General features: G+C 63.5%; 23 protein-coding genes. 5 read left to right on the forward strand and 18 right to left on the reverse strand.

The window, feature by feature from the left end:
- Positions 1–125: 125 nt before the first annotated feature.
- The 12 genes from AC2FMD_RS10375 to AC2FMD_RS10430 form a co-directional block, all read right to left on the reverse strand.
- Entirely contained in the window at positions 126–1,046 is a 921-nt protein-coding gene (locus AC2FMD_RS10375; protein ID WP_496794978.1) for a sulfite exporter TauE/SafE family protein, read from the reverse strand.
- Between the two features lie 87 nt (positions 1,047–1,133).
- A complete protein-coding gene (locus AC2FMD_RS10380; RefSeq protein WP_496742208.1) occupies positions 1,134–2,102 on the reverse strand; it encodes an ABC transporter permease in 969 nt (322 codons plus the stop codon).
- A complete protein-coding gene (locus AC2FMD_RS10385; RefSeq protein ID WP_496682113.1) occupies positions 2,102–3,196 on the reverse strand; it encodes an ABC transporter permease in 1,095 nt (364 codons plus the stop codon). The genes AC2FMD_RS10380 and AC2FMD_RS10385 overlap by 1 nt, the downstream gene beginning before the upstream one ends.
- Position 3,197: 1 nt before the next feature.
- Positions 3,198–4,727, reverse strand: a complete 1,530-nt coding sequence (locus AC2FMD_RS10390; protein ID WP_496682111.1) for an ABC transporter ATP-binding protein — start codon at positions 4,725–4,727, stop codon at positions 3,198–3,200.
- Between the two features lie 113 nt (positions 4,728–4,840).
- Complete coding sequence (locus AC2FMD_RS10395; protein ID WP_496682109.1) at positions 4,841–5,839, reverse strand: BMP family lipoprotein; 999 nt, start codon at positions 5,837–5,839, stop codon at positions 4,841–4,843.
- Positions 5,840–5,998: 159 nt separating this feature from the next.
- Positions 5,999–6,412 (reverse strand): GNAT family N-acetyltransferase, encoded by a 414-nt coding sequence (locus tag AC2FMD_RS10400; protein ID WP_496794979.1) that lies wholly within the window; start codon positions 6,410–6,412, stop codon positions 5,999–6,001.
- Entirely contained in the window at positions 6,409–6,999 is a 591-nt protein-coding gene (tsaB, locus tag AC2FMD_RS10405) for a tRNA (adenosine(37)-N6)-threonylcarbamoyltransferase complex dimerization subunit type 1 TsaB (RefSeq protein ID WP_496794980.1), read from the reverse strand. The genes AC2FMD_RS10400 and tsaB overlap by 4 nt, the downstream gene beginning before the upstream one ends.
- Positions 6,989–7,552, reverse strand: coding sequence for a NifU family protein (locus tag AC2FMD_RS10410; RefSeq protein ID WP_496682105.1), 564 nt, complete (start codon positions 7,550–7,552; stop codon positions 6,989–6,991). The genes tsaB and AC2FMD_RS10410 overlap by 11 nt, the downstream gene beginning before the upstream one ends.
- A gap of 69 nt (positions 7,553–7,621) precedes the next feature.
- On the reverse strand, positions 7,622–8,215 hold the full coding sequence (locus tag AC2FMD_RS10415) for a 2-hydroxychromene-2-carboxylate isomerase (RefSeq protein WP_496682103.1): 594 nt from the start codon (positions 8,213–8,215) through the stop codon (positions 7,622–7,624).
- Positions 8,215–8,670: a universal stress protein gene (locus AC2FMD_RS10420; RefSeq protein ID WP_005978853.1), complete on the reverse strand. Its 456-nt coding sequence runs from the start codon at positions 8,668–8,670 to the stop codon at positions 8,215–8,217. Before AC2FMD_RS10420 ends, AC2FMD_RS10415 begins: the two co-directional genes overlap by 1 nt.
- Before the next feature lie 67 nt (positions 8,671–8,737).
- Positions 8,738–9,601 (reverse strand): branched-chain amino acid aminotransferase, encoded by an 864-nt coding sequence (locus AC2FMD_RS10425; RefSeq protein ID WP_496682101.1) that lies wholly within the window; start codon positions 9,599–9,601, stop codon positions 8,738–8,740.
- A gap of 58 nt (positions 9,602–9,659) precedes the next feature.
- Positions 9,660–10,121, reverse strand: coding sequence for an Lrp/AsnC family transcriptional regulator (locus AC2FMD_RS10430; RefSeq protein ID WP_496682099.1), 462 nt, complete (start codon positions 10,119–10,121; stop codon positions 9,660–9,662).
- A gap of 129 nt (positions 10,122–10,250) precedes the next feature.
- Here AC2FMD_RS10430 and AC2FMD_RS10435 point away from each other — a divergent pair, with 129 nt between their 5' ends.
- Positions 10,251–11,300: a Glu/Leu/Phe/Val family dehydrogenase gene (locus AC2FMD_RS10435; protein ID WP_496794981.1), complete on the forward strand. Its 1,050-nt coding sequence runs from the start codon at positions 10,251–10,253 to the stop codon at positions 11,298–11,300.
- Positions 11,301–11,358: 58 nt separating this feature from the next.
- On the opposite strand, the gene trpS is transcribed toward AC2FMD_RS10435, so the two are convergent.
- Complete coding sequence (gene trpS / locus AC2FMD_RS10440) at positions 11,359–12,387, reverse strand: tryptophan--tRNA ligase (RefSeq protein WP_496742210.1); 1,029 nt, start codon at positions 12,385–12,387, stop codon at positions 11,359–11,361.
- An 86-nt stretch (positions 12,388–12,473) separates the two neighbouring features.
- Between trpS and AC2FMD_RS10445 the strand changes: the two genes are divergently transcribed.
- Complete coding sequence (locus AC2FMD_RS10445; RefSeq protein ID WP_170342144.1) at positions 12,474–13,160, forward strand: rhomboid family intramembrane serine protease; 687 nt, start codon at positions 12,474–12,476, stop codon at positions 13,158–13,160.
- Positions 13,161–13,163: 3 nt separating this feature from the next.
- Here AC2FMD_RS10445 and murJ read toward each other — a convergent pair whose 3' ends face one another.
- Genes murJ through AC2FMD_RS10460 form a run of 3 tightly spaced genes read right to left on the reverse strand, consistent with a single transcriptional unit; the run spans position 13,164 to position 18,641 of the window.
- A complete protein-coding gene (gene murJ, locus AC2FMD_RS10450; RefSeq protein ID WP_496688109.1) occupies positions 13,164–14,705 on the reverse strand; it encodes a murein biosynthesis integral membrane protein MurJ in 1,542 nt (513 codons plus the stop codon).
- The gene (locus tag AC2FMD_RS10455) at positions 14,702–17,521 is read right to left on the reverse strand and encodes a [protein-PII] uridylyltransferase (protein ID WP_496742211.1); all 2,820 of its coding nucleotides are present in this window, start codon (positions 17,519–17,521) and stop codon (positions 14,702–14,704) included. Before AC2FMD_RS10455 ends, murJ begins: the two co-directional genes overlap by 4 nt.
- Entirely contained in the window at positions 17,481–18,641 is a 1,161-nt protein-coding gene (locus AC2FMD_RS10460) for a penicillin-binding protein activator (RefSeq protein WP_496742212.1), read from the reverse strand. The genes AC2FMD_RS10455 and AC2FMD_RS10460 overlap by 41 nt, the downstream gene beginning before the upstream one ends.
- A gap of 88 nt (positions 18,642–18,729) precedes the next feature.
- Here AC2FMD_RS10460 and rsmI point away from each other — a divergent pair, with 88 nt between their 5' ends.
- The 3 genes from rsmI to gshB all read left to right on the forward strand — a co-directional run bounded on the left by rsmI (position 18,730) and on the right by gshB (position 20,954).
- Positions 18,730–19,587: a 16S rRNA (cytidine(1402)-2'-O)-methyltransferase gene (gene rsmI / locus AC2FMD_RS10465; RefSeq protein WP_496742213.1), complete on the forward strand. Its 858-nt coding sequence runs from the start codon at positions 18,730–18,732 to the stop codon at positions 19,585–19,587.
- 1 nt (position 19,588) lies between these two features.
- Positions 19,589–19,960 carry a YraN family protein gene (locus tag AC2FMD_RS10470; RefSeq protein WP_496682081.1) on the forward strand — a complete coding sequence of 124 codons (372 nt, stop codon included), beginning with the start codon at positions 19,589–19,591 and terminating at the stop codon, positions 19,958–19,960.
- A 61-nt stretch (positions 19,961–20,021) separates the two neighbouring features.
- Complete coding sequence (gene gshB / locus AC2FMD_RS10475; RefSeq protein ID WP_496688115.1) at positions 20,022–20,954, forward strand: glutathione synthase; 933 nt, start codon at positions 20,022–20,024, stop codon at positions 20,952–20,954.
- Here gshB and AC2FMD_RS10480 read toward each other — a convergent pair.
- Together AC2FMD_RS10480 and AC2FMD_RS10485 are read right to left on the reverse strand one after the other, a co-directional pair.
- A complete protein-coding gene (locus AC2FMD_RS10480) occupies positions 20,951–22,465 on the reverse strand; it encodes a YifB family Mg chelatase-like AAA ATPase (protein ID WP_496742214.1) in 1,515 nt (504 codons plus the stop codon). The genes gshB and AC2FMD_RS10480 overlap by 4 nt on opposite strands.
- Before the next feature lie 64 nt (positions 22,466–22,529).
- Positions 22,530–23,408 (reverse strand): glutathione S-transferase, encoded by an 879-nt coding sequence (locus AC2FMD_RS10485; protein WP_496742215.1) that lies wholly within the window; start codon positions 23,406–23,408, stop codon positions 22,530–22,532.
- Positions 23,409–23,449 lie beyond the last annotated feature (41 nt).

Genomic DNA, 23,449 nt, shown 5'->3' on the forward strand with positions numbered 1-23,449 from the left:
TCAACACGCTCCTGAATCTGCGGGGGCAGGGCTGAACGCGGGGGCCGGAGACAGTGCCGGCCCAAGCCCAGTGGATTCTCGGGGCGGTCGTGAGTGAGTGTCGAAGCGGTGCCGGACCATAAGTTCTATCCAAGAAATTCAGACAGGTTGTAGTGTTCGACAGGATCGATGGTCAGGTCCAGCCCAACCTTGGCGGCGACGATCATGACCATCACCGCCAGAAGGATGCGCAGCTGCTCGGATTTCAGGCGGGCGCCCAGACCGGTTCCGAACTGGGTGCCGACGACGCCTCCGATCAACAGGAAAAGGGCAAGGATGATATCGACGCTGAAATTGGTCGAGGCATGGATCATCGTCGTGAAGCCGGCGACGAAGATGATCTGGAACAGAGAAGTCCCGATCACGACCTTGGTCGGCATCCCCAGGATATAGATCATGGCCGGCACCATGATGAACCCACCGCCCACGCCCATGACGGCCGACAAGACCCCGACGCCAAAGCCCACCATCACCGGCGGGATGATCGAGACATAAAGGTTCGAGGCCCTGAACCGGGTCTTGAACGGCATGCCATGAATCCATCCGCGCCGACGGCGGCCCGCGGAAACGGTACCGCCTGCCTGCCGAGCCCGACGGATGGAAAGCACGCTTTCAACGAACATCATGCTGCCGATCAGGCCCAGGAACACCACATAGCAAAGCTGGACCGCCAGATCGACCTGTCCCAGATGCTTGAGGGCGTTGAAAGCGATCATTCCGATCGTGGCGCCCAGCAGGCCGCCGCCCAGCAGAACCGATCCCATCTTCAGATCGACGGTGCGTCTTTTCAGATGGGCCAGTAGACCCGAAAACGAAGATGCCACCCCCTGCTTGGCCGAGGTCGCCACGGCGACGGCCGACGGAATGCCGATCAGGAACAACAGCGGGGTTATCAGGAAACCGCCGCCCACGCCGAACATTCCCGACAGGAATCCGACCGTGATTCCGATACCCAGCAAAAGGGAGGGGCTCACGGACACTTCGGCAATGGGAAGGTAGACGTGCATACCCCTTTAGAGCGGTTGCGGCATGCAAAATCAACTCTGCATGCCGCTGTGCAGCGAACAGGACTGCCAATCAGTCCCGAACTGGCCTTATCGCTCCTTGATGTACGGCTCGCCCCCTGCCTTCGGGGGAATGGCCTTGCCGACGAAACCGGCCAGGATCACGACCGTCAGGATATAGGGCAGCGCGTCCATGGCCTGCACCGGGATCACGATGCCTCCCAGATCGATATTCTGGAACCGCAGCGCCACCGCCTGCAGCAGCCCGAACAGCAGGCAGGCCCACATGGCGTGCCATGGGCGCCACTTGGCGAAGATCAGGGCTGCCAGTGCGATAAACCCGCGGCCGGCGGTCATGTCCTTGACAAAACCGGCCTGCAACCCGGTTGCCAGATAGGCCCCGGCGATCCCGCACAGAACACCGCAGATGGCCACGGCGGCATAGCGCAGGCCGACCACCGAAACCCCTGCGGTATCAACGGCGGCGGGGTTTTCCCCGACCGCGCGCAGCCGCAGCCCAAAACGGGTGCGGAACAGCACCCACCACGTGGCAGGAACCATCAGAAACGCCACATATACAAGAATCGAATGGCCCGACAGCAGTTCGGAGTAGATGGGCCCGATGATCGGGACGCCGCTCAGCGCCTCGGCAAAGGGGAATGTGATCGGTTCGAACCGGCCGCCTCCGAACAGCGAGGGCGTGCGGCCGCCCTGCTGGAACCAGTCCTGTGCGATCAGCACGGTCAGGCCTGCCGCCAGAAAGTTGATCGCCACGCCCGAAATCAGTTGATTGCCGCGGAAGGTGATCGAGGCCAGCCCGTGCAGGGCCGACAACACCAGCGACGCTGCGATCCCGGCCAGCAGGCCCAGCCAGACCGATCCGGTGACGGCCGCAACCGCCGCCGAGAAGAACGCAGCCATCAGCATCTTGCCCTCGAGGCCGATGTCGAAAATGCCCGCGCGTTCCGAATACAGCCCTGCCAGACAGGCCAGCAGCAGCGGCGTGGCCAAGCGGACGGTCGAATCCAGAACTTGAATCAGTGTCAGGAAGGAGTCCATTAGTTCGCCTCCTTGCGCAGGGCCAGGAACAGCTTTTCAAGCGGCATGCGCACCATGTTGTCCAGCGCCCCAGTGAACAGGATCACCAGCGCCTGGATCACCACGATCAGTTCGCGCGGGATCGAGGTCCACAGCGCCAGTTCCGCGCCGCCCTGGTACAGAAAGCCGAACAGGATGGCCGCCAGGAACACGCCGAACGGGTGCGAGCGGCCCATCAGGGCCACGGCGATGCCGATGAAGCCTGCGCCCTCGGTCGAGTTCAGAACCAGCCGCTCGGCCTCGCCCATGACGTTGTTGATCGCCATCAGACCCGCCAAAGCGCCCGAGATCAGCATCGCCACGATGGTGATGCGCACCGGCGAGATACCGGCATAGACCGCACCGGTCTCCGAATGCCCATAGGCCCGGATTTCATAGCCCAGACGGGTGCGCCAGATCAGCGCCCAAACCACGACACAGGCCAACAGCGCCACGATCAGCGAAATGTTGGCCGGGGCGGCCTTGGAGAAGTTGATTCCTATCGGTGCCAGCATTTCGTGCAGCGTGGGCAGATGTACCGCCTCGGCAAAGCGGGCGGTCGCCGGGTCTTGCGAACCGGCCGGCCGCATCACGTTGACCAGCATGTAGTTCAGCAGCGCCGCGGCGATGAAGTTGAACATGATCGTGGTGATCACGATATGGCTTCCGCGCTTGGCCTGCAGATAGGCCGGAATCGCCGCCCAGGCCGCCCCGAACAGCATCGCGGCGGCCATGGCCGCCAGCAGGGCGATGCTCCAGTGCGGCCACGGCACATACAGGCAAACCATGGCGACGCCCAGTCCGCCCAACATTGCCTGGCCTTCGCCGCCGATGTTGAACAGACGCGCGTGGAATGCCACCGCGACCGCCAGACCGGTGAACATGAAGTTGGTGGCATAATACAGGGTGTAGCCCCAGCCATAGGTCGACCCAAGCGCGCCGGTGACCATCAGGTTCACCGCCTCGACTGGGTTTTCGCCGATGGCCAGAATGACCAGGGTCGACAGGATCGCGGCCAGGATCAGACTGATCAGCGGGATCAGAATGACGTCGGCCCATTTTGGCATCTTGTCCATGTTACGCGGCCTCCCCCGCAACACCGGCCATCAACAGGCCCAGTTCTTTTTCATCCGTTTCATGGGGCAGGCGCTCGCCCATGATATGTCCGTCGAACATCACGGCAATCCGGTCAGACAGAGAGAAAATCTCTTCCAGTTCGACCGAGACCAGCAGGATCGCCTTACCTTGGTCGCGCAGGGCGACGATCTGCTTGTGAATGAACTCGATCGCCCCGATGTCCACACCGCGGGTCGGCTGACCCACCAGCAGCAGGTCGGGGTTTCGCTCGATTTCGCGCGCCACGACGATCTTCTGCTGGTTCCCGCCCGAGAAATTCTTGGCCGACAGCCAGCCATTCGGCGGACGCACGTCGAATTTCTCGATCTTGCGTTCGGTGTCGGCGCGCAGGGCGGCGTTGTCCATGAAGATCCCGCGCTGATAGGCCGGGTCGCGGTGATAGCCGAACGCCACGTTTTCCCAGGCGTGGAAATCCATGATCAAGCCTTCCCGCTGCCGGTCCTCGGGCACATGGGCGATGCCCTGGGAGCGGCGCGCTTGCCCGTCCGACCCCGGCCCGCTCAACGCCAGAGGAACGCCGTTCATTCTGATCGTCCCCGATCCGGGGCGCATTCCGCCCAACACCTCGAGCAGCTCGGACTGCCCGTTTCCGGCGACGCCCGCGATGCCTACGATCTCGCCCGCGCGAACCGTCAGGTCGATGCCCTTGACGCGCTCGACACCGGTTGAATCCGTCACCCGCAGGTTCTCGATTTCCAGAATGGGCTTGCCGGGTTTGGCCGGCACCTTGTCGACGCGCAGCAGAACCTTGCGCCCGACCATCAACTCGGCCAGCTCCTCGGGGTTGGTCTCGGCGGTCTTGACCGTGGCGGTCATTTGGCCGCGGCGCATCACCGACACCGTATCGGTGGCCTCCATGATCTCGCGCAGCTTGTGGGTAATCAGGATGATGGTCTTCCCTTCGGCGCGCAGCCGATCGAGGATGCGAAACAGCTGGTCGGCCTCGGCCGGGGTCAGCACCCCGGTGGGTTCGTCCAAAATCAGGATCTCCGCCTTGCGATACAGCGCCTTGAGGATCTCAACCCGCTGCTGCATGCCCACGCCGATCTCGTCGATGCGCTTGTCGGGGTCTACGAAGAGCTCGTATTCCTGCTCGAGCTCTTTCAGTTCTTTGCGGGCCTTGGCCAGCGAGGGGGCCAGCAGCCCGCCATCTTCGGCGCCCAGAACGATGTTTTCCAGAACGGTGAAATTTTCAACCAGCTTGAAATGCTGAAAGACCATGCCGATACCCGCGGCGATCGCGGCCTGGCTGTCGGGAATGTCGGTCTTTTTGCCGTTGATCCAGATTTCACCTTTGTCGGCCTTGTAGAAGCCGTAAAGAATGCTCATCAGCGTGGATTTGCCCGCACCGTTTTCACCGATGATCCCGTGGATCGTGCCGGGGGCGACGCTGATCGAGATGTCCTTGTTCGCTTGAACTGGCCCAAAGGCTTTGGAAATCCCTTTGAGCTCGATGGCGGGGACTGTCATGTCTTGTCCTCGATTGCCGAAAAAGCTGCGCTGAACTCGCGATCATCGGGTCGTTGCGAAACAGCGGCATGAGTGGATGCGGGACGGGAGGGCCTCCCCCGCCCCGTGCGATATCAGAACTGCAGTGCCGGGCAGCTGTCGTTCTCGTAGTAGCTGACGACGGTGACATTGCCGTCGATGATGTCGCGGCGCGCCTTCTCAACGGCGGCCATCATCTCGTCGGTCACCAGCGGCGCGTTGTTCTCGTCCATGGCAACACCCACACCGTCTTCGGCCAGGCCCATGGTGAACACGCCGGTTTCGACGTCCTCGCCTGCTTTCATGGCGTCATACACGGCAACGTCCACGCGCTTGAGCATCGAGGTCAGAACCTTGCCCGGGTGCAGGTGGTTCTGGTTGCTGTCTACGCCGATCGACAGGATGCCTTCGTCTGCAGCGGTCTGCAGGACACCCACGCCAGTGCCGCCGGCCGCGGCATAGATGACGTCAGCGCCTTGGCTGATCTGCGCTTTGGTCAGCTCCGAGCCCTTCACCGGGTCGTTCCATGCGGCCGGGGTGGTGCCGGTCATGTTGGCGACGACGTTGATATCGGGGTTCACCGATTTGGCGCCCTGGGCGTAGCCGCACCCGAAATGACGGATCAGCGGGATATCCATACCGCCGATGAAGCCAACGGTGCCGTTTTTCGAGGCCATGGCCGCCAGGATGCCGACCAGGTACGAACCCTCATGCTCGGCAAAGCCGATCTGGCGGATATTGGGTGCGTCCAGCCAGGTTACGTCAACAGCGACGAACTTGGTGTCCGGGTAATCGGGCGCGACAGCGGCCAGCGGATCGGCCATGGCAAAGCCCATGGTGATGATCGGGTTGGAACCAGCTTCGGCAAAACGGCGCAAGGCCTGTTCGCGCTGCGCTTCCGACTGCAGCTCGATTTCACGGAAGGATTTGCCGGTCTGGTCGGCCCAGCGCTTGGCGCCGTTATAGGCCGCTTCGTTGAACGATTTGTCGAACTTGCCGCCAAGATCGAAGATGATTGCCGGTTCGGCGATGGCTGCGCCGGCCGTCAGTGCAAAGGCGGCGGCTGCGCCCATCAAGGATTTCATCAGGGTCATCATATACTCCCGTTGTTTATTATGACTTCGGGACCGGGTCTTACGCCCAGCCCCGCTCAGAGCGAGCAGAACTGCTGTGATAGCGGCAATTAAGGCCGTCTGAAACTGACATGGTCAACCGCTTTTTGACCAATTGGTCTCGGAATCGCTCGGCTTTCGTCAGGGCAGCGTGCGCTCCATCATAATTGCATCGACATTGTTCGCCCCGGGACGCCTGTAATAGGCCCGGCGCAGACCGCAGGGCGCATAACCGCAACTTTGATAGAGTGCAATGGCCGGAATGTTGTCGTCCGCGACGTCCAGAACGGCGCGGCACGCGCCCAGAGCGCTGGCGCGCGTCTGCCAGCCCTGCATGAGCGCCCGCGCCAGTCCCTGCCTCTGGCGGTCGGGATGGGTTGCAATGGTCAGCAGCTCGGCCTCGTCGCCAATGACCTGGAACAGGGCAAAAGCAGATTTGTTTCCGAGCACATGCGTGAAACGGCCTGCAGTCAGATCGGCAAACTCCGACGCGGTCCAGGGGCGCGACTGGGTAAAGGCCGCGGCATGGGTTTCGGCCATCTCCTGTGGCGTCATGGATCCAGTAGGACCGGCGGCGCGTCGCGCGACGGCGCGGCATCGGCCGGGCGCAGATACAACGGCGCGGGCGGTGTTTGCGGCAGGGTCCGGCGTTGCGCGGCGATGCGCGCGATCGCGCAGGCCAGCTGCTCCGGGTCGTCGTTGGTAAACAGCGGCCCCAGTGATTCTGCCTGATCCCGAGGCAGAACTTGCGGTGCGGCTCCCGGCTTCTGCAAATAGACCTGGTCCCGCGGGGCGGGGATGGCCGGAATGTGGCCCGAAGGGGCCAGCGCGGCCAGGGCTTCGAGGCCCGACACCCCGACTGCGGGTTTGTTCAGGCCCAGCGCCAGACCACGCGCGGCCGAGACCGAGATGCGGATGCCGGTGAAGTTTCCTGGCCCGGTTCCGACGCCGATCGCGTCCAGCCCGGACCAGTCCAGCCCGGCCTCGGGCAGGATGTCCTGCAGCAAGGGCATCAATCGCTCGGCCTGACCGCGGGCCATGGGTTCGGCACGGCTGGCGATGATGTCCGGGCCGCAAATCAAAGCGGCCGCGCAATGCGCGGCCGATGTGTCAAAGGCCAGAACCTTGGGCTCAGACGGCAACGGGGCGAACCTCGGTCACTTCGGGAATGTAGTGGCGCAGCAGGTTCTCGATCCCCATCTTCAGAGTCAGGGTCGAAGACGGACAGCCCGCGCAGGCCCCCTGCATGTGCAGGTAGACAACACCGCGATCAAACCCGTGGAACGTGATGTCGCCGCCGTCCTGCGCCACGGCGGGGCGGACGCGGCTGTCGAGCAGTTCCTTGATTTGATTGACGATTTCCGAATCTTCGCCGGTGTGTTCCGCGTGACCCGAGGCCGCATCCGCCCCAGCCCCCATGACCGGCTGGCCGGATTGGTAATGCTCCATCACCGCGCCCAGGATCGCGGGTTTGATGTGGTCCCACTGAACGTCGTCATCCTTGGTGACGGTCACGAAGTCGTTGCCGAAGAACACACCCGTTACGCCCTTTACCGCAAAGATGCGTTTGGCCAGCGGCGAGTTTTCGGCGGCCTCGGCCGTCGGGAAATCCGCGGTGCCCGCCTCGAGCACGGTCTGGCCGGGCAGGAATTTCAGAGTTGCCGGGTTCGGCGTGGATTCGGTCTGGATGAACATGGCGGCGCTCCGTATCGCTTGCGTCTGATATGCGCGCCGGGCGCGGGGAAGTCAAGATTTGGAACGATTCTAATCCAGGGCTGCATGCTCGATCGCCATGTCCAGACGGTCGTCACCCCAGAACAGGTCCGAGCCGGCCACGAAGCTGGGCGCGCCGAACAGGCCCAATGCCTTGGCGCGGTCGACCTGTTCGAACAGGGCGGCCTTGATGGCCGGATCTGACAGCTGGTCCAGCATCTCGGGTGCGGCGCCTGCCTGGGACAGCGCATCCTGCAGGACTGTGTCGTCGGATATGTTGCGGCCATCTCCGAATTCGGCCGAGAAGACGGCCCGCGCGAACGCGGCCCGTGGGCCGGAGTCTGGAAGCGCCAGCGCCAGGCGCGCCGCTTTCAGGCTGTTCTGCGGAAACGGGTCCGGACGGGTCAGCGGCAGGCCGCGCAAGGCGCACAGCCGCTCCATGTCGCGCCACATGTACCGGCCTTTGGTCGGGTAGATGTTGAAAGGCGAGGTGGTCCAGCCCTGTTCGGCAAAAATGGGACCCAGCAGAAATGGCTGCCATTCCACGCGCACCCCGCGCCGCGCCGCCTCCCGTTCTACGCGCATGGCGCTTAGGTAAGAATAGGTCGAGGCGAAATCGAACCAGAAGTGCAGGGTGGCGGGCATCAGGTGATCTCTTCGAGCTTCTCTTTGCTCAGGTCGCCCGGCACGATGGTGATCGGAATCGGCAAGCCGCCGGCGTTGCGGGTCAGTTGTGTGACCAGCGGCCCGGGCCCCTTCTTGCCCGTGCCGGCCCCCAGAACCAGAACCCCGATTTCCGGGTCCGAGCGGATATGTTCGATGATCTGGGCCACCGGCTCGCCTTCTCGGATTGCCAGTTCGGGTTCGATCCCCTGCTTGTCGCGCATCCATTTCGCGAAGACCTCGAAATGGGCGTGGATGCGTTCGCGGGCCTCTTCGCGCATCACTTCGGACACGCCGATCCAGTGATTGAACTCATCCGGCGGAATGACCGACAGGATGGTCACGCCGCCGCCCGTATGCGCCGCCCGCATGGCCGCAAAGCGCATGGCATTCAGGCATTCGCGGCTGTCATCCAGAACTACAAGGAACTTGCGCATGACTGTCCTCTCAAGATTTTGGCGATCATGCCCCAGCCTTGGCAGTCTGGCAACTCGGTCGGGCCAACTAACGGGCGCTTGCGGCCCAGTCCCAGTACAAGGACCGCACCCGGCGCGTGACGGGGCCGACTTGGTACTGGGTATCGTCAAAGGCCGTCACCGGTGTGACCTTGTTCATGTTGCCGGACATGAACACCTCGTCCGCCGCACGGAAATCGTCGAAGGACAGCACCGTTTCATGCACCGTCACCCCGTCGCGGCGCAGGTTGTCGATGTGCCGCGCGCGGGTGATGCCGGCAAGGAAGGTGCCGTTGGGAATGGGGGTAAAGACCTCGCCATCCCTGACCATGAAGATGTTGGCGGTTGCAGTTTCGGCCACGTTGCCAAGGGCATCGGCCACCAGCGCGTTGGAAAACCCCTTGGAGCGGGCCTCGGTCAGCATGCGCGCGTTGTTGGGATACAGGCACCCGGCCTTGGCGTTGACCACGGCGTTTTCCAGGACCGGCCGGCGGAACCGCGTGGTGGTCAGGGTGGCCGAAGCGGTTTCGGGGGCCATCGGGATCTCTTCCAGGCAGATCGCGAACCCGGTACTTCCGGCCTGCGGCACGATCGCGGTCGCGTCGCCGTCGATGCCCCAGTACATTGGGCGGATGTACACCGCGGCATCCTTGGGATAGGTCGCCAGCCCTTCCTGGACCAGCTCGACCATCCGTTCCGTTGACACCGTTGGGGTCAGCATCAGCGCCTCGGCCGAGCGATTCACCCGGTCGCAATGCGCCGCCAGATCGGGCGCCATTCCGTCAAAATAGCGCGCGCCGTCAAACACCGATGATCCCAGCCAGGCCCCGTGGTCCGCGGCCCGCATGATCGGGGCATCGCCATCGTGCCATGTTCCATCGAAATAGGTGCGGATATTCTTGCCGACTGCCATTGTGCCCTCCGTCAATTCCGCCGAACCGTAGGAGCGCGCGCGCCCGAGGTCCAGCAGATTATCCGGCCGACGATGGCAACACGTCGCGCTTGACCATCGCGCGCAGGGCGAAGTTGGAGCGTAGGTTGCGGATGCCCGGAATCTGCATCAGCCGGTTCTCCAGAAACGCGTCGAAGGCGGTCAGGTCACGCGCCACGACGCGCAGCAGGATGTCGCGCGAGCCGGTCATGAGGTAACACTCCATCACCTCGTCACAGCGCAGGATGGCGCGTTCGAATGCGTCGATGGCGTTGCGGTCCTGTTTCTCCAGTTCGACAGACACGAAAATCGTGACGCCAAAGCCCAGTTTCTCGGGGTCGACCTGCGCCGAATATCCGGTGATCACCCCGTCGCGGCGCAGGCGCTCCAGGCGTCGTGCGCAGGGCGTGGGCGACAGGCCCACCTTTTCGGCCAGGTCCAGAACGGTCATTCGTCCGTCCTGCTGCAGCGCGCGCACGATCTTGCGGTCGATCTGGTCCATGGAGAAAATCCCTAAAATAATCGGCTCAGATTATTACTATCGCCAAGAGGTATGTTCTGACCAGCATCTATTGGCGAAAATCGCTCGGTCCGATGTGGCAAACTCTATCTGTCTTTCCGGAGGAGCAAAATGGAAATAACCACGATTGACGCGCCAGATCACGAGCGTGTGGTCGAATTCAAAGACGCCGCCAGCGGGCTTTCGGGCTTTGTGGCGATCCACTCCACGCAATTGGGGCCTGCAGCGGGCGGTGTGCGGATGCGCACCTATGGTCACCCGTCCGAGGCGCTGGACGATGCGCTGCGCCTGTCGCGGGGCATGACCTACAAGAACGCAGCGGCCGATCTGCCGCTGGGCGGGGGCAAGGCCGTTATCATCGGCGACCCGAGCGCGGACAAGACGCCCCGGCTGTTGCAGGCCTTCGGGCGCGTTGTGCAAAGCCTTGGTGGCCGGTACTGGACGGCCGAGGACATGGGGATGACCCCGGCCGACATGGCCCAGATCGGCACCGAAACCGAATATGTCGCCGGTCTGTCCGATGGCCCGTTCGCCAGCGGCGACCCGTCGCCCATCACCGCCCGCGGGATCTTCAACGCCATCCGCGTGACTGCGCGGCATCGGTTCGGGTCCGACGACCTGAGCGGCAAGACCATCTCAGTGCAAGGGCTGGGCCATGTGGGCGAACACCTGTGTGCGCTGCTGAATGACGCAGGGGCGAAACTGGTGATTACCGACATCGATGCGGGCCAGACTACCCGGCTGGCGGACCGGTTCGCGGCGCAGGCCGTTGCGCCTGATGCGGTCTATGCGGCCGAGGCGGATATTTTCGCGCCCTGCGCGATCGGCGGCATCCTGAACGAAACCAGCATTCCGCTGCTGAAGGTCGGCGCAGTGGCCGGAGGGGCCAACAATCAGCTGGCAACCGATGTCGACGCGCAGCGACTGCATGACCGCGGCATCCTTTACGCCCCGGATTTCGTGGCCAATGGCGGCGGGATCGTGAACGTGGCGACCGAAATCCTGAAGATCAAGGACCGCGAAGCTTGGGTCGGTCAGCGGCTCGAGGCGTTGGAGCGGACGATGGACCGCATCCTGACCCGCGCCAAGGTGGATGGCGTCAGCCCCCATGTGGTGGCTGAATCCATCGTCGAGGAAAAACTTCACCCGCAGGCTGCCTGATCTGCAACGAAAAACGCCGCCCCGGATCCGGGGCGGCGTTGCTGTTTCCATCTGGTTCTCAGGCGCGGCCGGCGCCCACCATCCCCACGATCTCGTAGGTGCGGCTGAGGATCGGAGCCGCGATCTCCCGCGCCCGTTCCGCGCCACGGTCCAGGATCCTGTCGATCTCGGCCTGATCGCCCATCAGCCGCGCCATCTCGGTCGAGATCGGCGACAGCTTTGCGACTGCAAGATCGGCCAGCATCGGCTTGAATTCACCAAACTGCTTGCCACCGACCTCGGACAAAACCTGCTCGACCGTCTGATCGCTGAGCGCGGCATAGATGTTGACCAGGTTGCGCGCCTCGGGGCGGCCTTCCAGCCCGTCCACGTCCGAGGGCAGGGCGTCGGGGTCGGTCTTGGCCTTGCGGATCTTCTTGGCGATTGTGTCGGCATCGTCGGTCATGTTGATCCGACTCATGTCGGACGGGTCCGACTTGGACATCTTCTTGGCCCCGTTGCGCAGGCTCATCACGCGCGTCGCCGCGCCCTCGATCACCGGCTCGGTGATCGGGAAGAAATCGACGCCATAGTCGTGGTTGAACTTGATGGCGATGTCGCGGGTCAGTTCAAGGTGCTGTTTCTGGTCGTCGCCCACCGGCACATGGGTCGCGTGATAGACCAGAATGTCAGCGGCCATCAGCGAGGGATAGGCGAACAGACCCAGAGAAGCGTTCTGCTGGTTTTTGCCAGCCTTGTCCTTCCACTGGGTCATGCGCTGCATCCAGCCCATGCGCGCGACACAGTTGAAGATCCAGGCCAGTTGCGCGTGCTCGGGCACCTGGGACTGGTTGAACAGGACCGACTGTTCGGGGTCGATGCCGGCGGCGATGAAGCCCGCGCACAGCTCGCGCGTGGAATGCGCCAGTTCCTTGGGATCCTGCCAGACGGTGATCGCGTGAAGATCTACCATGCAGTACACGGTCTCCATCTCCGGCCCCTGCATGTCCACAAAACGCTTGAGCGCACCAAGGTAGTTGCCAAGATGCAGGTTTCCCGAGGGCTGAATGCCGGAAAACACGCGCGGCGTGAACTTGGTCTCGGTCATGGAAGGGAACTCCCGTCTGGAAAAATAAGCCTCCGTCGCTTACCCATGAGGCAAAGGGACGTCAACAGCCGCGAAAGGCCCGCCCGATGAGCAGCGAGCACTACACACCTCCCGTGAACCCCCTGCCACCCGTGGTGGTGGCGCTGGTCTTGTTCATCATGGGGATCGAACTGGCCTTCACCCTCGGCACGCGCGGCCTGGTCGGCGGACCCGGCGCGGTAGGCTGGCGGCTGGAGGCGATCCAGCGCTATTCCTTCTCGGCCGACATCTTCGACTGGATGGTGATGAACGGGCGTTGGCCGGTCGAGCATGTGATCCGGTTCTTCACCTACCCCTTCGTGTCAGGCAGTTTTACCCAGGCGCTTTTTGTCTGCGTCTTTGTTTTGGCGATGGGCAAGATGGTGGGCGAGGTGTTTGGCGGTTTTGCGATGCTGGTGATCTTTGTGCTGTCCGGCGTGGGCGGGGCGCTGGCCTATGCGGTGCTGCTGGACCCGCGCTATCCGCTGGTCGGGGGCTTCCCGCCGGTCTATGGCCTGATCGGCGCGTTCACCTGGCTGCTATGGCGCAGGCTGTCGCTGGTCGGAGAGAACCAGGCACGGGCATTCCAGTTAATCGCGGTGCTGATGGGCATCCAATTGCTGTTCGGCCTGATCTTCGGCGGCACCTCGGATTGGGTTGCCGATCTGGGTGGGTTCGCGACCGGGTTCGGGCTGTCGTTTTTCGTGGCACCGGGAGGATGGGCGCGGCTGGTGGGGCGTATCCGGCGGGATTGACGGTCAGGACCTTCGCAGGGCGGACCGGAACTCGGACAGGCGGAACGCACCCAGCAGGTGGCCCAGAAGGAAGTAAGACACTGCGGCGACCACGATCAGGGCCAGTAACGCCAGATACCGCCAACCCGGAATGTCGAATGCCCAGCCGAACATCTGCATTGCCACGACCAGCGCCACACCCATTCCTATTGAAGCGACCAATATTCTGGGCGCGCGGCGCTTGAACCTGTCGTCGAAACGGGCCTCGTCGCCCATGCGTCGGGCACCCAGTGCCAACAGCGCCACCATGCCCCACCCGGCGGCCGAGGCCGCAATGGCAGGGGCGATCCAGCCGACGATCGGGTACAGCCCAAAAGCCAGAACGGCGTTGATGACCATAGCCACCACGGCATACCGGAAGGGCGAACGGGTATCCTCGCGCGCGAAGAACAGCGGTTGCAGCAGCTTTTGCAGCATGAAGGCCGGCAGGCCGACGCCATAGACCGCCACGGCCAGTGCGGTGGCAGCCGTGTCTTCGGGGGTGAACTGGCCGCGTTGGAACAGGACCGAAACCAGCGGGACCGGGACGAGTACGAAGGCCACGGTTGCCGGAATAGTCAACAAGAGGGTGAATTCTCCGGCGCGGGAAAAAGCGTTGCGCGCACCATCGCCGTCACCCGCGCGCAGACGACGCGACAGGTCGGGCAACAGCACGATGCCCACGGCGATGCCGACCACGCCCAGCGGCAGCTGATACAGACGGTCTGCAGCGAACAGCCAACTGACGGCATTTTCGGTCTTTGACGCGACCAACTGCCCTACGACCAGATTGACCTGAGTCACCCCCATCGCAAGGGCGGCTGGTACCGCGATCCGAACCATCTTGCGCATGTCAGGGCTGAGCTTCGGTCGGCCAAACCGGATGCGAATTCCGGCGCGTTCGGTGGCGACCCAAACCAGCGCCAGTTGAGCGACCCCGGCAATGGGTATGACGGCAATGAGCCAACGGATGACCTCGCCCCCGGTTACCGCGCCTACGATAAGTGCCGTGCAGGCGAAGATGTTCAGCAGGACCGGAGCCGCAGCAGCGGCGGCGAAGCGACCGGTGGCATTGAGAACCCCGGAAAACAGCGCGGCCAGAGACATGAACAGGATGTAGGGAAAGACGACATAACCGTACCCGACCGCCAGATCGAAACGTTCGTCGCCATAAAACCCCTCGGCCGTCAGCCAGACCAGCCCCGGCATGAAGACCATGGCCAGCCCGACCAGCGCCAGAACGGCCGTTGCCAGCAGGTTGAACGCATCCTGCGCAAACCCTTGCGCGTCCTCGCCGCCTTCCAGCCGTTTCGAAAACATCGGAACGAAGGCCGCGTTGAAAGCGCCCTCGGCGAAGAATCGGCGGAACATGTTGGGCAGGCGGAAGGCCGCAACAAAGGCGTCCATCACGGGTCCCGGGCCGATCAGCGCGGTCAGAAGGATTTCGCGCGCAAATCCCAGAATGCGGCTGGCCAGGGTCCAGAACCCGACCGTGAACAGGCCCGAAAACAGGCGGATCTGCTTCATGAGGCCGCCCGCTCGGCGCCTTCGGCGATGGCGCTGCGCAACTTGGCCTCAAGCGCGCGCTGCTTGGACTCGGAATGGTATTTCAGCCCGAACATGTCCTTGACATAGAACGTGTCCACCACCTGCTCGCCATAGGTCGCGATCACCGCGTTGGCGATATAGACATTGGCCGCCGCAAGGGTTCGGGCCAGATCGTAGAGCAGGCCGGGGCGGTCGCGGGTGTCGACCTCGATGATGGTGTAGATTTCCGAACCTTCGTTGTCGAAGGTGATGTGGGTCGGAACATTGAACGCCTTTTCCCGCTTCTTGATCTTGTCGCGAGACTTGAGCGCGTCGCGGGCGACCACTTCGCCCTTCAATGTCTTGTGTATTATCTGGGTCAGGCGTGGCAAGCGGGCCGTGTCAAAGGGGTGACCTTCGGAATCCTGGATCCAGAAGGCATCGGTGACATAACCGTCCTTGGTGGTGTAGCTGCGCGCATCCACGACGTTGGCCCCCGCCAGCGCCAGCGCCCCGGCGATGCGGGCAAAGATGCCGGGATGGTCGGCCATGGCGAAACAGGCACGGGTAGCGTCGCGGTCCTCGTCGGGGTGCAGACGGATTTCCATGGCGCCCGGGTCGCCGCCGTGTTCCAGCGCTCGCAGCATTTCGGCGAACTCGACATGGGTTTCGAGGTTCAGACCCTGCCAATACGGGTCATAGTGCCGCGCGGTCTCGGTCTTGAGATCGGCCTTGGACCAGCCCGCCAGCGCCTCGCGCAGCGCCTTCTTGGCCTCGGCGCCCCGGTTGGCGCGGTTGAGATCCTCCATCCCGGTTTCCAGCGCCCGCTTGGTTTCGGCGTGCAGCGCGCGCAGCAAGGTGGCCTTCCAGTTGTTCCAGGTATCGGGCCCCACCCCGCGGATGTCGCAGGCCGTCAGAACCGTCAGCAGGTCCAGCCGTTTGACGGTTTTCACTGCTTTGGCGAAGTCGCGGACCGTGCGCGGGTCGGAAATGTCGCGCTTCTGCGCCATGTCCGACATCAGCAGGTGATAGCGCACCAGCCATTCGACGGTTTCGCATTCCTTCTTGTTTAGCCCCAGCCGCGGCGCCACCGTGCGGGCGATCCGGGCCCCCAGAATCGAATGATCCTCGGGGCGGCCCTTGCCGATGTCATGCAGCAACAGCGCGACATACAGCACCCGACGGTTCACGCCGCCCTTCAGGATCGACGAGGCCAAGGGCAGCGCCTCGACCAACTCGCCGCGTTCAATCTGCGCCAGGTTTGTGATGCACTGGATCGTGTGTTCGTCCACGGTGTAGCTGTGGTACATGTTGAACTGCATCATCGCCACGATGGGCTCGAATTCGGGGATGAAGGCCGACAGAACGCCCAGTTCGTTCATGCGGCGCAGCGCGCGTTCGGGATTGCCGTGTTTTAGCATCAGATCCAGAAAGATGCGCCGCGCCTCTTTGTCGTTACGCATGTCATCGTCGATCAGGTGCAGGTTGGCGGTGACCAGCCGCATGGCATCGGGGTGGATCAGCATACCGGTGCGCAGGCCCTCTTCGAACAGGCGCAGCAGGTTCAGCTTGTCGGACAGGAAGCTGTCGGGGTCGGCCACGTCCAGACGCCCGTGCACCACCTTGTACCCCGGCTTGACCCGCGGTTTGCGGCTGAAGATACGTTCCAGCAGGGGCGCGCTCTTCATGTGGGCCGCTTCGAGCTTCGTCAAAAAAATCCGTGTCAACTCACCGACTCGGGTGGCCTCGCGGAAGTAGCGCTGCATAAAGATTTCGACCGCACGACGTCCCGCGCGGTCCTCGTATCCCATACGCTCGGCAACTTCGACCTGAAGATCAAAGGTCAATTTCTCGGTCGCCCGCCCGGTAACCAGATGCAGGTGGGAGCGCACCGCCCACAGGAATTCTTCAGCTTGGGAGAAAGTTCTGAGCTCGTCGGCGGTAAACAGACCGAGAGGCACCAGCTCGGCCACATCTTGCACGCCGTAGATATATTTGGCGATCCAGTACAGCGACTGCAGGTCGCGCAGCCCGCCCTTGCCTTCTTTCACGTTGGGCTCGACCACGTAGCGCTCGCCCTGTTTGAGGTGGCGCGCGTCCCGTTCGTGCAGCTTGGCCTCGATGAATTCGCGTTCCGAGCCCTTGAACAGGTCAGATTTCAGCCGCTGTTCGAGCTCGGCGGCCAGGGCCGCGTCGCCGCCCAGAAACCGGTGCTCCAGCATCGCGGTCCGGATCGTGAAATCATCCTCGCCCAGGCGCAGGCAGTCGCGGATCGTGCGCGACGAATGACCGACCTTCAGCCGCAGATCCCACAGCATGTACAGCATGGATTCGATCACGCTTTCGGCCCAGGCAGTGATCTTGTAGGGCGTCAGGAACAGCAGATCGACATCCGAGAACGGTGCCATTTCCCCACGCCCATACCCGCCGACCGCCATCACGGCGATCTTTTCACCCTGGGTCGGATTCGCCAGCGGATGCAGCCGGGTGCTGGCCACCTGCAACGCGGTGCAGACCAGCCCGTCGGTCAGATAGGTGTAGGACCGGGTCAATGGACGGGCGTCGAAAGGGCGGGCGGTGAACGCTTCGGCAATGGCCTGACGCCCGGCCTTTTGCGCGTCGCGCAACACGCGCACCACCGCAGCGCGGGCCGCCGCCGTGTCAGAGGTATCCATAAGGGCCGCTGACAACCGGGCGCCGATCGCATCGCTGTCGAAAATCTCAGAGGCGTCACAGATCAGCGGGCCGCTGGGCTGCAGAGCCAGCGCAAGCGGTTCAGAAACCGGCGCCGGAGAAGCTTTGTGGGGCAGGGTCAATCACAACCACCTGTTTGTTCTGGATCGTGGCAACCGCCAGACCGCGTTCGTTGGTGCCGTCCGGTCGTAGACGGAAGATGCCGCCCACCCCCTGGAACCCGGCGTTCTGCGTCAACGCGGCCGCTGACAGGGCGTTCGAATTGCCCTGGCTGGCCAAGGCGCCGATGGCTGCGATACCGTCATAGGCCAACCCACTGATCGGGTGCGGGGCCTCGCCATAGGTCGCGTTGTAGCGCTGCCGATAGGCTTGGGCCTTGGCCGGATCGGGCAGGGCGAACCATCCGCCCTGGACCCCGGGCAACTCCAGAGTCTGCGCCGGGATGTCCCACCGTGTCAGGCCGATATATTGCACCAGGGCGGGGGACACGCCGGCCTCTGGCAGCAATTGGGTGAACAACGGCAGCGCGCCGGCGGTCGTGGCGGTCAGGAACATCGAATCCGCTCCGGTCTGATCCACCGTGGCCTTGATCGCCGGAACCGCGTCGATCACGCCCTGCTGAGACCGGTCAAAGCCGACCTCGCCGGCATTGGCGACTCGGCTGCCACTAAGGGCGTTGGCGATCGCGGCGCGTCCCAACTGCCCGGCGGCGTCGTTGCTGTAGACGACAACCATTTTCGATTTGCCCTGCCGGCCTGCGAAATTGATCAGCCGGCGGGCCGTGTTGTCGAAGGTCGGCCCCAGCACGAAGACATTGCCGCCCGCGATGCTGGTGTTGTTCGAAAACGAAAGCACGTTCACGTTCTTGCTCAGCACTGCCAGCCCCGCCGCATTGGCGGCCTGGGCATAGACGGGCCCCAGAATGACCTTGGCGCCGTCGGCCACCGCCTGCTGCGCCGACGCGGTCGCGGTGTTCGGATTTCCGGCCGTGTCATAGACCCGCAGGTCGATCCGGGCGTTCTGAAGATCCGCCATCGCCAGACGCGCGGCGTTCTCGAGGCTTTGGGCCAGCGACGGATCGCTGGACTGAGGCACCAGCAGCGCAACGGGAACCGGCTCGGAGGTATCGATCGAGGGGCCCCGGCCGGTCGCGCCCGGCTCGCAGGCGGCCAGAAACGCAGCAGTGGCAATGCCGATGGCGATTTTCGCGATCTTGCGAACGGGGTTGCAAACGGTGGACATCTCGATGAAAACTCCCTGATCCGGCGGCACGGGACGCTGCTGTTTGGTGCCGCCGCGATAATAAACGTCACGCTGCGAGGGTCCAGCATTGAATTTCCAAAAGGTTAGATTGGCGGGGGGGCTGTATTTCGTTGCCACACCGATCGGAACGGCGCGCGACATCACGCTGAGGGCGTTGGATGTTTTGGCCTCGGCGGATGTGATCGCCGCGGAAGACACACGAAGCCTGCGCAAACTGATGGAGATCCACGGCGTGCCGCTCGAAGGGCGGCGCATTCTGTCCTATCACGATCACAGCGGCACGGGCGCGCGCGAGCGGATCATGGACGAACTGGCACAGGGCAAGTCGGTGGCCTACGCCTCCGAGGCGGGGATGCCGCTGATCGCCGATCCGGGTTACGACCTGGGCAAGCAGGCGGCCGAGGCCGGATTCACCGTGACCTGCGCCCCCGGTGCGTCAGCTGTAGTGACGGCGCTGACCCTGGCGGGCCTGCCGACGGACGCCTTCTTTTTCGCCGGGTTCCTGCCGAATGCGTCAGGCGCCCGCCGAACACGGATCGAGGCGCTGCGCGACATTCCCGGGACGCTGGTATTCTACGAATCCCCCAAGCGTTTGGGGGCATGCCTGTCGGATCTGGCGCAAGTCTTGGGCGATGAGCGACACGCCGCGGTCTGTCGTGAACTGACCAAAAAGTTCGAGGAAGTCCGGCGGGGTAGCTTGGCAGAGCTGTCCGAGCAGTATCGAGATGCCACCGTGAAGGGCGAGATCGTCTTGCTGGTGGAGCGTGCCCATTCACAAGCCGTTAACGATTCGGATGTAGAAGAGGCGCTGCGACAGGCTCTGGAAACGCACTCGGTGCGGGATGCGGCAGATCTGGTGTCCAAGATGTATGATTTGCCAAGGCGGCCGATTTACCAAAAGGCCCTGCAACTGGGAAAGGGATGATATGGCGCGACGGTCGGTCCAGGGCTCGGTTTCCTATCACGCCGGGCAAGCGGCCGAGCACAGCGTCGCTGCCGACTACGAAAGACGAGGGTTCGAGGTCTGTCACAGGCGTTGGCGCGGCGCGGGGGGCGAGATCGACCTGATCGTCCGGGATGCGCAAGGTCTTGTGTTCGTCGAGGTCAAGAAAAGCCAAACCTTTGACAGCGCCGCGGCACGGATCAGCAAGCGCCAGATCGACCGGATATATGCCTCGGCGGCGCAGTATTTGGCACAGGAACCGGGCGGACAGCTGACCGATGTCCGGTTCGATGCGGCTCTGGTGGATGCAACGGGCGCAGTGCAAATCGTCGAAAACGCCTTTGGTCAGGGCTGATCGCCATTGAACACCCGTCCCCGCTGGGCCATGTATCTGGCGTGAACACGAGGGACACGCCATGAAAATCGCCTTTCAGATGGACCCGATCGGGGCCGTGGACATCAATGCCGACAGCTCGTTCCGGCTGGCCGAAGAAGCCCAGGCCCGCGGCCACCAGCTGTTTTACTACGGACCCGATCAACTGGCCTATCAAGAGGGGCGCATCACCGCCCGCGGTCACGACATGACGGTGCAGCGGGTTGCTGACCAGCCGGCGGTTCTGGGGCCTGAGCGCGAGGTTGATCTTGCGGATTTCGATGTCGTCTGGCTGCGGCAGGACCCGCCGTTCGACATGCACTATATCACCTCAACGCACCTGTTGGATCGGCTGCGCGGGCAGACGCTGGTGGTGAATGATCCGTTCTGGGTGCGCAACTACCCGGAAAAACTGCTGGTTCTGGATTTCCCTGACCTGACTCCGCCAACCACGATCGCCCGCGATCTGCGGACGATCAAGGCGTTCAAGGAAAAGCACGGCGACATCATCCTCAAGCCGCTCTATGGCAATGGTGGGGCCGGCGTGTTCCGCCTCGATGCGGATGACCGCAACCTGACCTCGTTGCACGAGTTGTTCACCGGTTTCTCGCGAGAGCCGCTGATCGTTCAGAAATTCCTGCCGGATGTGCGCAACGGCGACAAGCGGGTGATCCTGGTAGATGGCGAACCAGTCGGCGCGATCAACCGCGTTCCAGCCGAGGGTGAAACGCGGTCGAACATGCATGTGGGTGGTCGCCCCGAAAAGATTGGCCTGACCGACCGTGATCTTGAGATTTGCGCGGCCATCGGACCGCTGCTGAAGGAAAAAGGCCAGATCTTCGTAGGCATCGACGTGATCGGCGACTATCTGACCGAAATCAACGTGACTTCGCCCACAGGAATCCAGGAATTGGAGCGGTTCAACGGAACCAATATTGCCGAAAAGATCTGGCAGGCGATTGAGGCCAAGGTCTAAGCCGCAACCCGGGCGCTGATCCTATAGCTCAGCGCCTCGGCCACGTGGGGGCGGCGCACATCGGGTGCGCCCTCGAGATCCGCAATAGTGCGGGCCACACGCAGAATGCGGTGGTAGGCCCGCGCCGACAGGCCGAACCGTTCGGCCGCCTTGACCAGCAGGTCCTTGCCCTCGGCGTCTGGAGCGGCGACCTCTTCCAGCAGATTGCCCTCGATATCGGCGTTCTGGCGAATGCCGGGCGTGTCCTGAAAGCGCCGGGCCTGAACAACGCGCGCCTGCTGCACCCTCGTGGCAACGGTGGCCGAGCTGTCTCCGGATGGCGGCAGGTCAAGGTCTGTAAAGCCTACGGGCGGCACTTCGATCCGCAGATCGAACCGGTCCATCAGCGGCCCCGAGATGCGGCCCAGATAGTCCTCGCCGCAGACGGGTGCGCGCGAGCAGGCGCGGGACGGGTCGCTGAGATATCCGCATTTACAGGGGTTCGCTGCCGCCACCAACATGAACCGGCAGGGGTATTTCACATGGGCGTTGGCGCGGGCGACCATGACCTCGCCGGTTTCGATGGGCTGGCGTAGGGTTTCCAGAACCGTTCGCGGAAACTCGGGGAACTCGTCCATGAACAGGACGCCGTTGTGGGCCAGGGAAATCTCTCCGGGTTTCGCGCCTTTTCCGCCGCCTACGATCGCCGCCATCGATGCCGTGTGATGCGGCTCGCGGAACGGGCGGGTCCTGCTGATGCCGCCCTCGTCCAGCATACCGCACAGCGATTGGATCATCGAGGTCTCCAGCGCCTCGGTGGGCGTCAGCGGCGGCAGTATGCCGGGCAAGCGGGCAGCCAGCATGGATTTGCCCGATCCCGGCGTGCCGATCATGATCATGTGGTGACGGCCGGCTGCCGCGATTTCCAGCGCGCGTTTTGCCCGTTCCTGCCCTTTGACGTCGCGCAGATCGCGGGTCGAGGGCTCCAACCTGACCTCGCCGGGTTCGGCGACCGACAGGGGCGACTGACCCGTAAAATGGCGCACGACGTCGCCCAGGGACGAGGCCCCGATCACCTGGGTTGCGTCGACCCAGGCCGCCTCGGCACCTGACGCGCGCGGACACAGCAGCGTGCGGCCCTCGACCGCGGCGGTCATCGCGGCGGGCAGGGCGCCGGCCACGGGTACCAATGAGCCGTCCAGCGAAAGCTCGCCCAGAGCCATGGTGCCTTCGGCGGCGTCGGCGGGCAGGATGTCGATGGCACAGAGCAGGGCCAGCGCGATCGGCAGGTCGAAATGGCTGCCTTCCTTGGGCAGGTCGGCGGGCGACAGGTTGATCGTGATGCGTTTGGATGGCAGCGCAATGGCCATTGCACTGAGCGCACTGCGCACGCGTTCGCGGGCCTCGGACACGGCCTTGTCCGGCAGGCCGACGATTGAAAAGGCGGGCAGCCCTGGGGATACGGCGCATTGCACCTCGACCGGGCGGGCCTCGACCCCCTGAAAAGCAACGGTATGAGCGCGGGCGACCATGGCGATCCTGTTCGTGGTTAACAGGGCCTTGCTGCCATGGCGCCGGTTTAGGAATGGTTAACGGTCACATCGCTTGCCGGATCATATGCGTGAATTTCGGCCACGCTCCGGGGTCGGCCACGGTTTTGTCGCGGCAGAAAGTGTTGCAGAAGCCCCATCGTTTGCTGTCCAGTTCGAGAAATGCGGTCACCGGTTCGCCGGAATAGGGGCAGAGGTCATTGACCGACGGCCCCGCCTCAACTGCGCGGGCTGTCGAGGCCTCGCCGATCGGCCAAGGCTCGGCGTCGAGCGGCTGGTCATAGGGGAACGGGTCGTAGTCGACCGTTAGACCCATCGCGCGCCATTGTCGAACCGCCGGGTCCGACAACAACTCCATGCAATAGTCGTGGTTCTGCGCGGATACGGGCAGACCGTAGCCGATGATCCGGGCCGCGACCGGTGTATAGAACACATCGGCCAGCGAATAGCTGCCGAACAACGGGCCGGACTCCATGCCCGAAATTTTGCGCGCATGCGCCCACAGGGTCTCGATCCGGGTCAGATCGGCGCGGGTTTCGCCGGACGGCTCAAACCCTTTCCAGCGGTGTTTGAGTTGCATGGGGCAGGCCGACCGCAGTGCATGGAACCCGGCGGCCATCTCGGCACAAAGCCAACGGGCGGTTGCGCGGCCGGCGGCGTCTTGCGGCCAAAGCTGGGCATCGGGATGGCGTTCGGCCAGCGTCTCGGCGATGGCGAGGCTTTCGCCGACCACCGTGCCGTCGGGCAGGCGCAGCCCAGGGACCAGACGGGCCGGGGCCAGCGGCTGCATGTCCCGGGCCATCGTGCCCGAATACAGGCCGATCATGTGGGTCGTGTAGGGCAGGCCGAATTTTTCCAGCATCAGCCATCCGCGCATGGACCAGCTTGAAAACAGGCGGTCCCCGATGAAAAGGTCATATGTCATGGCTCAAGGATGGCCGAACGCCTGACATCGGTAAAACGCTG

The sequence above is a fragment of the Ruegeria sp. BHSC276 genome, assembly GCF_059612945.1.

Coding starts and splice junctions, on each gene's coding strand:
- AC2FMD_RS10375 (WP_496794978.1), bottom strand. CDS start 1,046: ATGCACGTCTACCTTCCCATTGCCGAAGTGTCCGTGAGCCCCTCCCTT.
- AC2FMD_RS10380 (WP_496742208.1), bottom strand. CDS start 2,102: ATGGACTCCTTCCTGACACTGATTCAAGTTCTGGATTCGACCGTCCGC.
- AC2FMD_RS10385 (WP_496682113.1), bottom strand. CDS start 3,196: ATGGACAAGATGCCAAAATGGGCCGACGTCATTCTGATCCCGCTGATC.
- AC2FMD_RS10390 (WP_496682111.1), bottom strand. CDS start 4,727: ATGACAGTCCCCGCCATCGAGCTCAAAGGGATTTCCAAAGCCTTTGGG.
- AC2FMD_RS10395 (WP_496682109.1), bottom strand. CDS start 5,839: ATGACCCTGATGAAATCCTTGATGGGCGCAGCCGCCGCCTTTGCACTG.
- AC2FMD_RS10400 (WP_496794979.1), bottom strand. CDS start 6,412: ATGACGCCACAGGAGATGGCCGAAACCCATGCCGCGGCCTTTACCCAG.
- AC2FMD_RS10410 (WP_496682105.1), bottom strand. CDS start 7,552: ATGTTCATCCAGACCGAATCCACGCCGAACCCGGCAACTCTGAAATTC.
- AC2FMD_RS10415 (WP_496682103.1), bottom strand. CDS start 8,215: ATGCCCGCCACCCTGCACTTCTGGTTCGATTTCGCCTCGACCTATTCT.
- AC2FMD_RS10420 (WP_005978853.1), bottom strand. CDS start 8,670: ATGCGCAAGTTCCTTGTAGTTCTGGATGACAGCCGCGAATGCCTGAAT.
- AC2FMD_RS10425 (WP_496682101.1), bottom strand. CDS start 9,601: ATGGCAGTCGGCAAGAATATCCGCACCTATTTCGATGGAACATGGCAC.
- AC2FMD_RS10430 (WP_496682099.1), bottom strand. CDS start 10,121: ATGGACCAGATCGACCGCAAGATCGTGCGCGCGCTGCAGCAGGACGGA.
- AC2FMD_RS10435 (WP_496794981.1), top strand. CDS start 10,251: ATGGAAATAACCACGATTGACGCGCCAGATCACGAGCGTGTGGTCGAA.
- trpS (WP_496742210.1), bottom strand. CDS start 12,387: ATGACCGAGACCAAGTTCACGCCGCGCGTGTTTTCCGGCATTCAGCCC.
- AC2FMD_RS10445 (WP_170342144.1), top strand. CDS start 12,474: ATGAGCAGCGAGCACTACACACCTCCCGTGAACCCCCTGCCACCCGTG.
- murJ (WP_496688109.1), bottom strand. CDS start 14,705: ATGAAGCAGATCCGCCTGTTTTCGGGCCTGTTCACGGTCGGGTTCTGG.
- AC2FMD_RS10460 (WP_496742212.1), bottom strand. CDS start 18,641: ATGTCCACCGTTTGCAACCCCGTTCGCAAGATCGCGAAAATCGCCATC.
- AC2FMD_RS10470 (WP_496682081.1), top strand. CDS start 19,589: ATGGCGCGACGGTCGGTCCAGGGCTCGGTTTCCTATCACGCCGGGCAA.
- gshB (WP_496688115.1), top strand. CDS start 20,022: ATGAAAATCGCCTTTCAGATGGACCCGATCGGGGCCGTGGACATCAAT.
- AC2FMD_RS10480 (WP_496742214.1), bottom strand. CDS start 22,465: ATGGTCGCCCGCGCTCATACCGTTGCTTTTCAGGGGGTCGAGGCCCGC.
- AC2FMD_RS10485 (WP_496742215.1), bottom strand. CDS start 23,408: ATGACATATGACCTTTTCATCGGGGACCGCCTGTTTTCAAGCTGGTCC.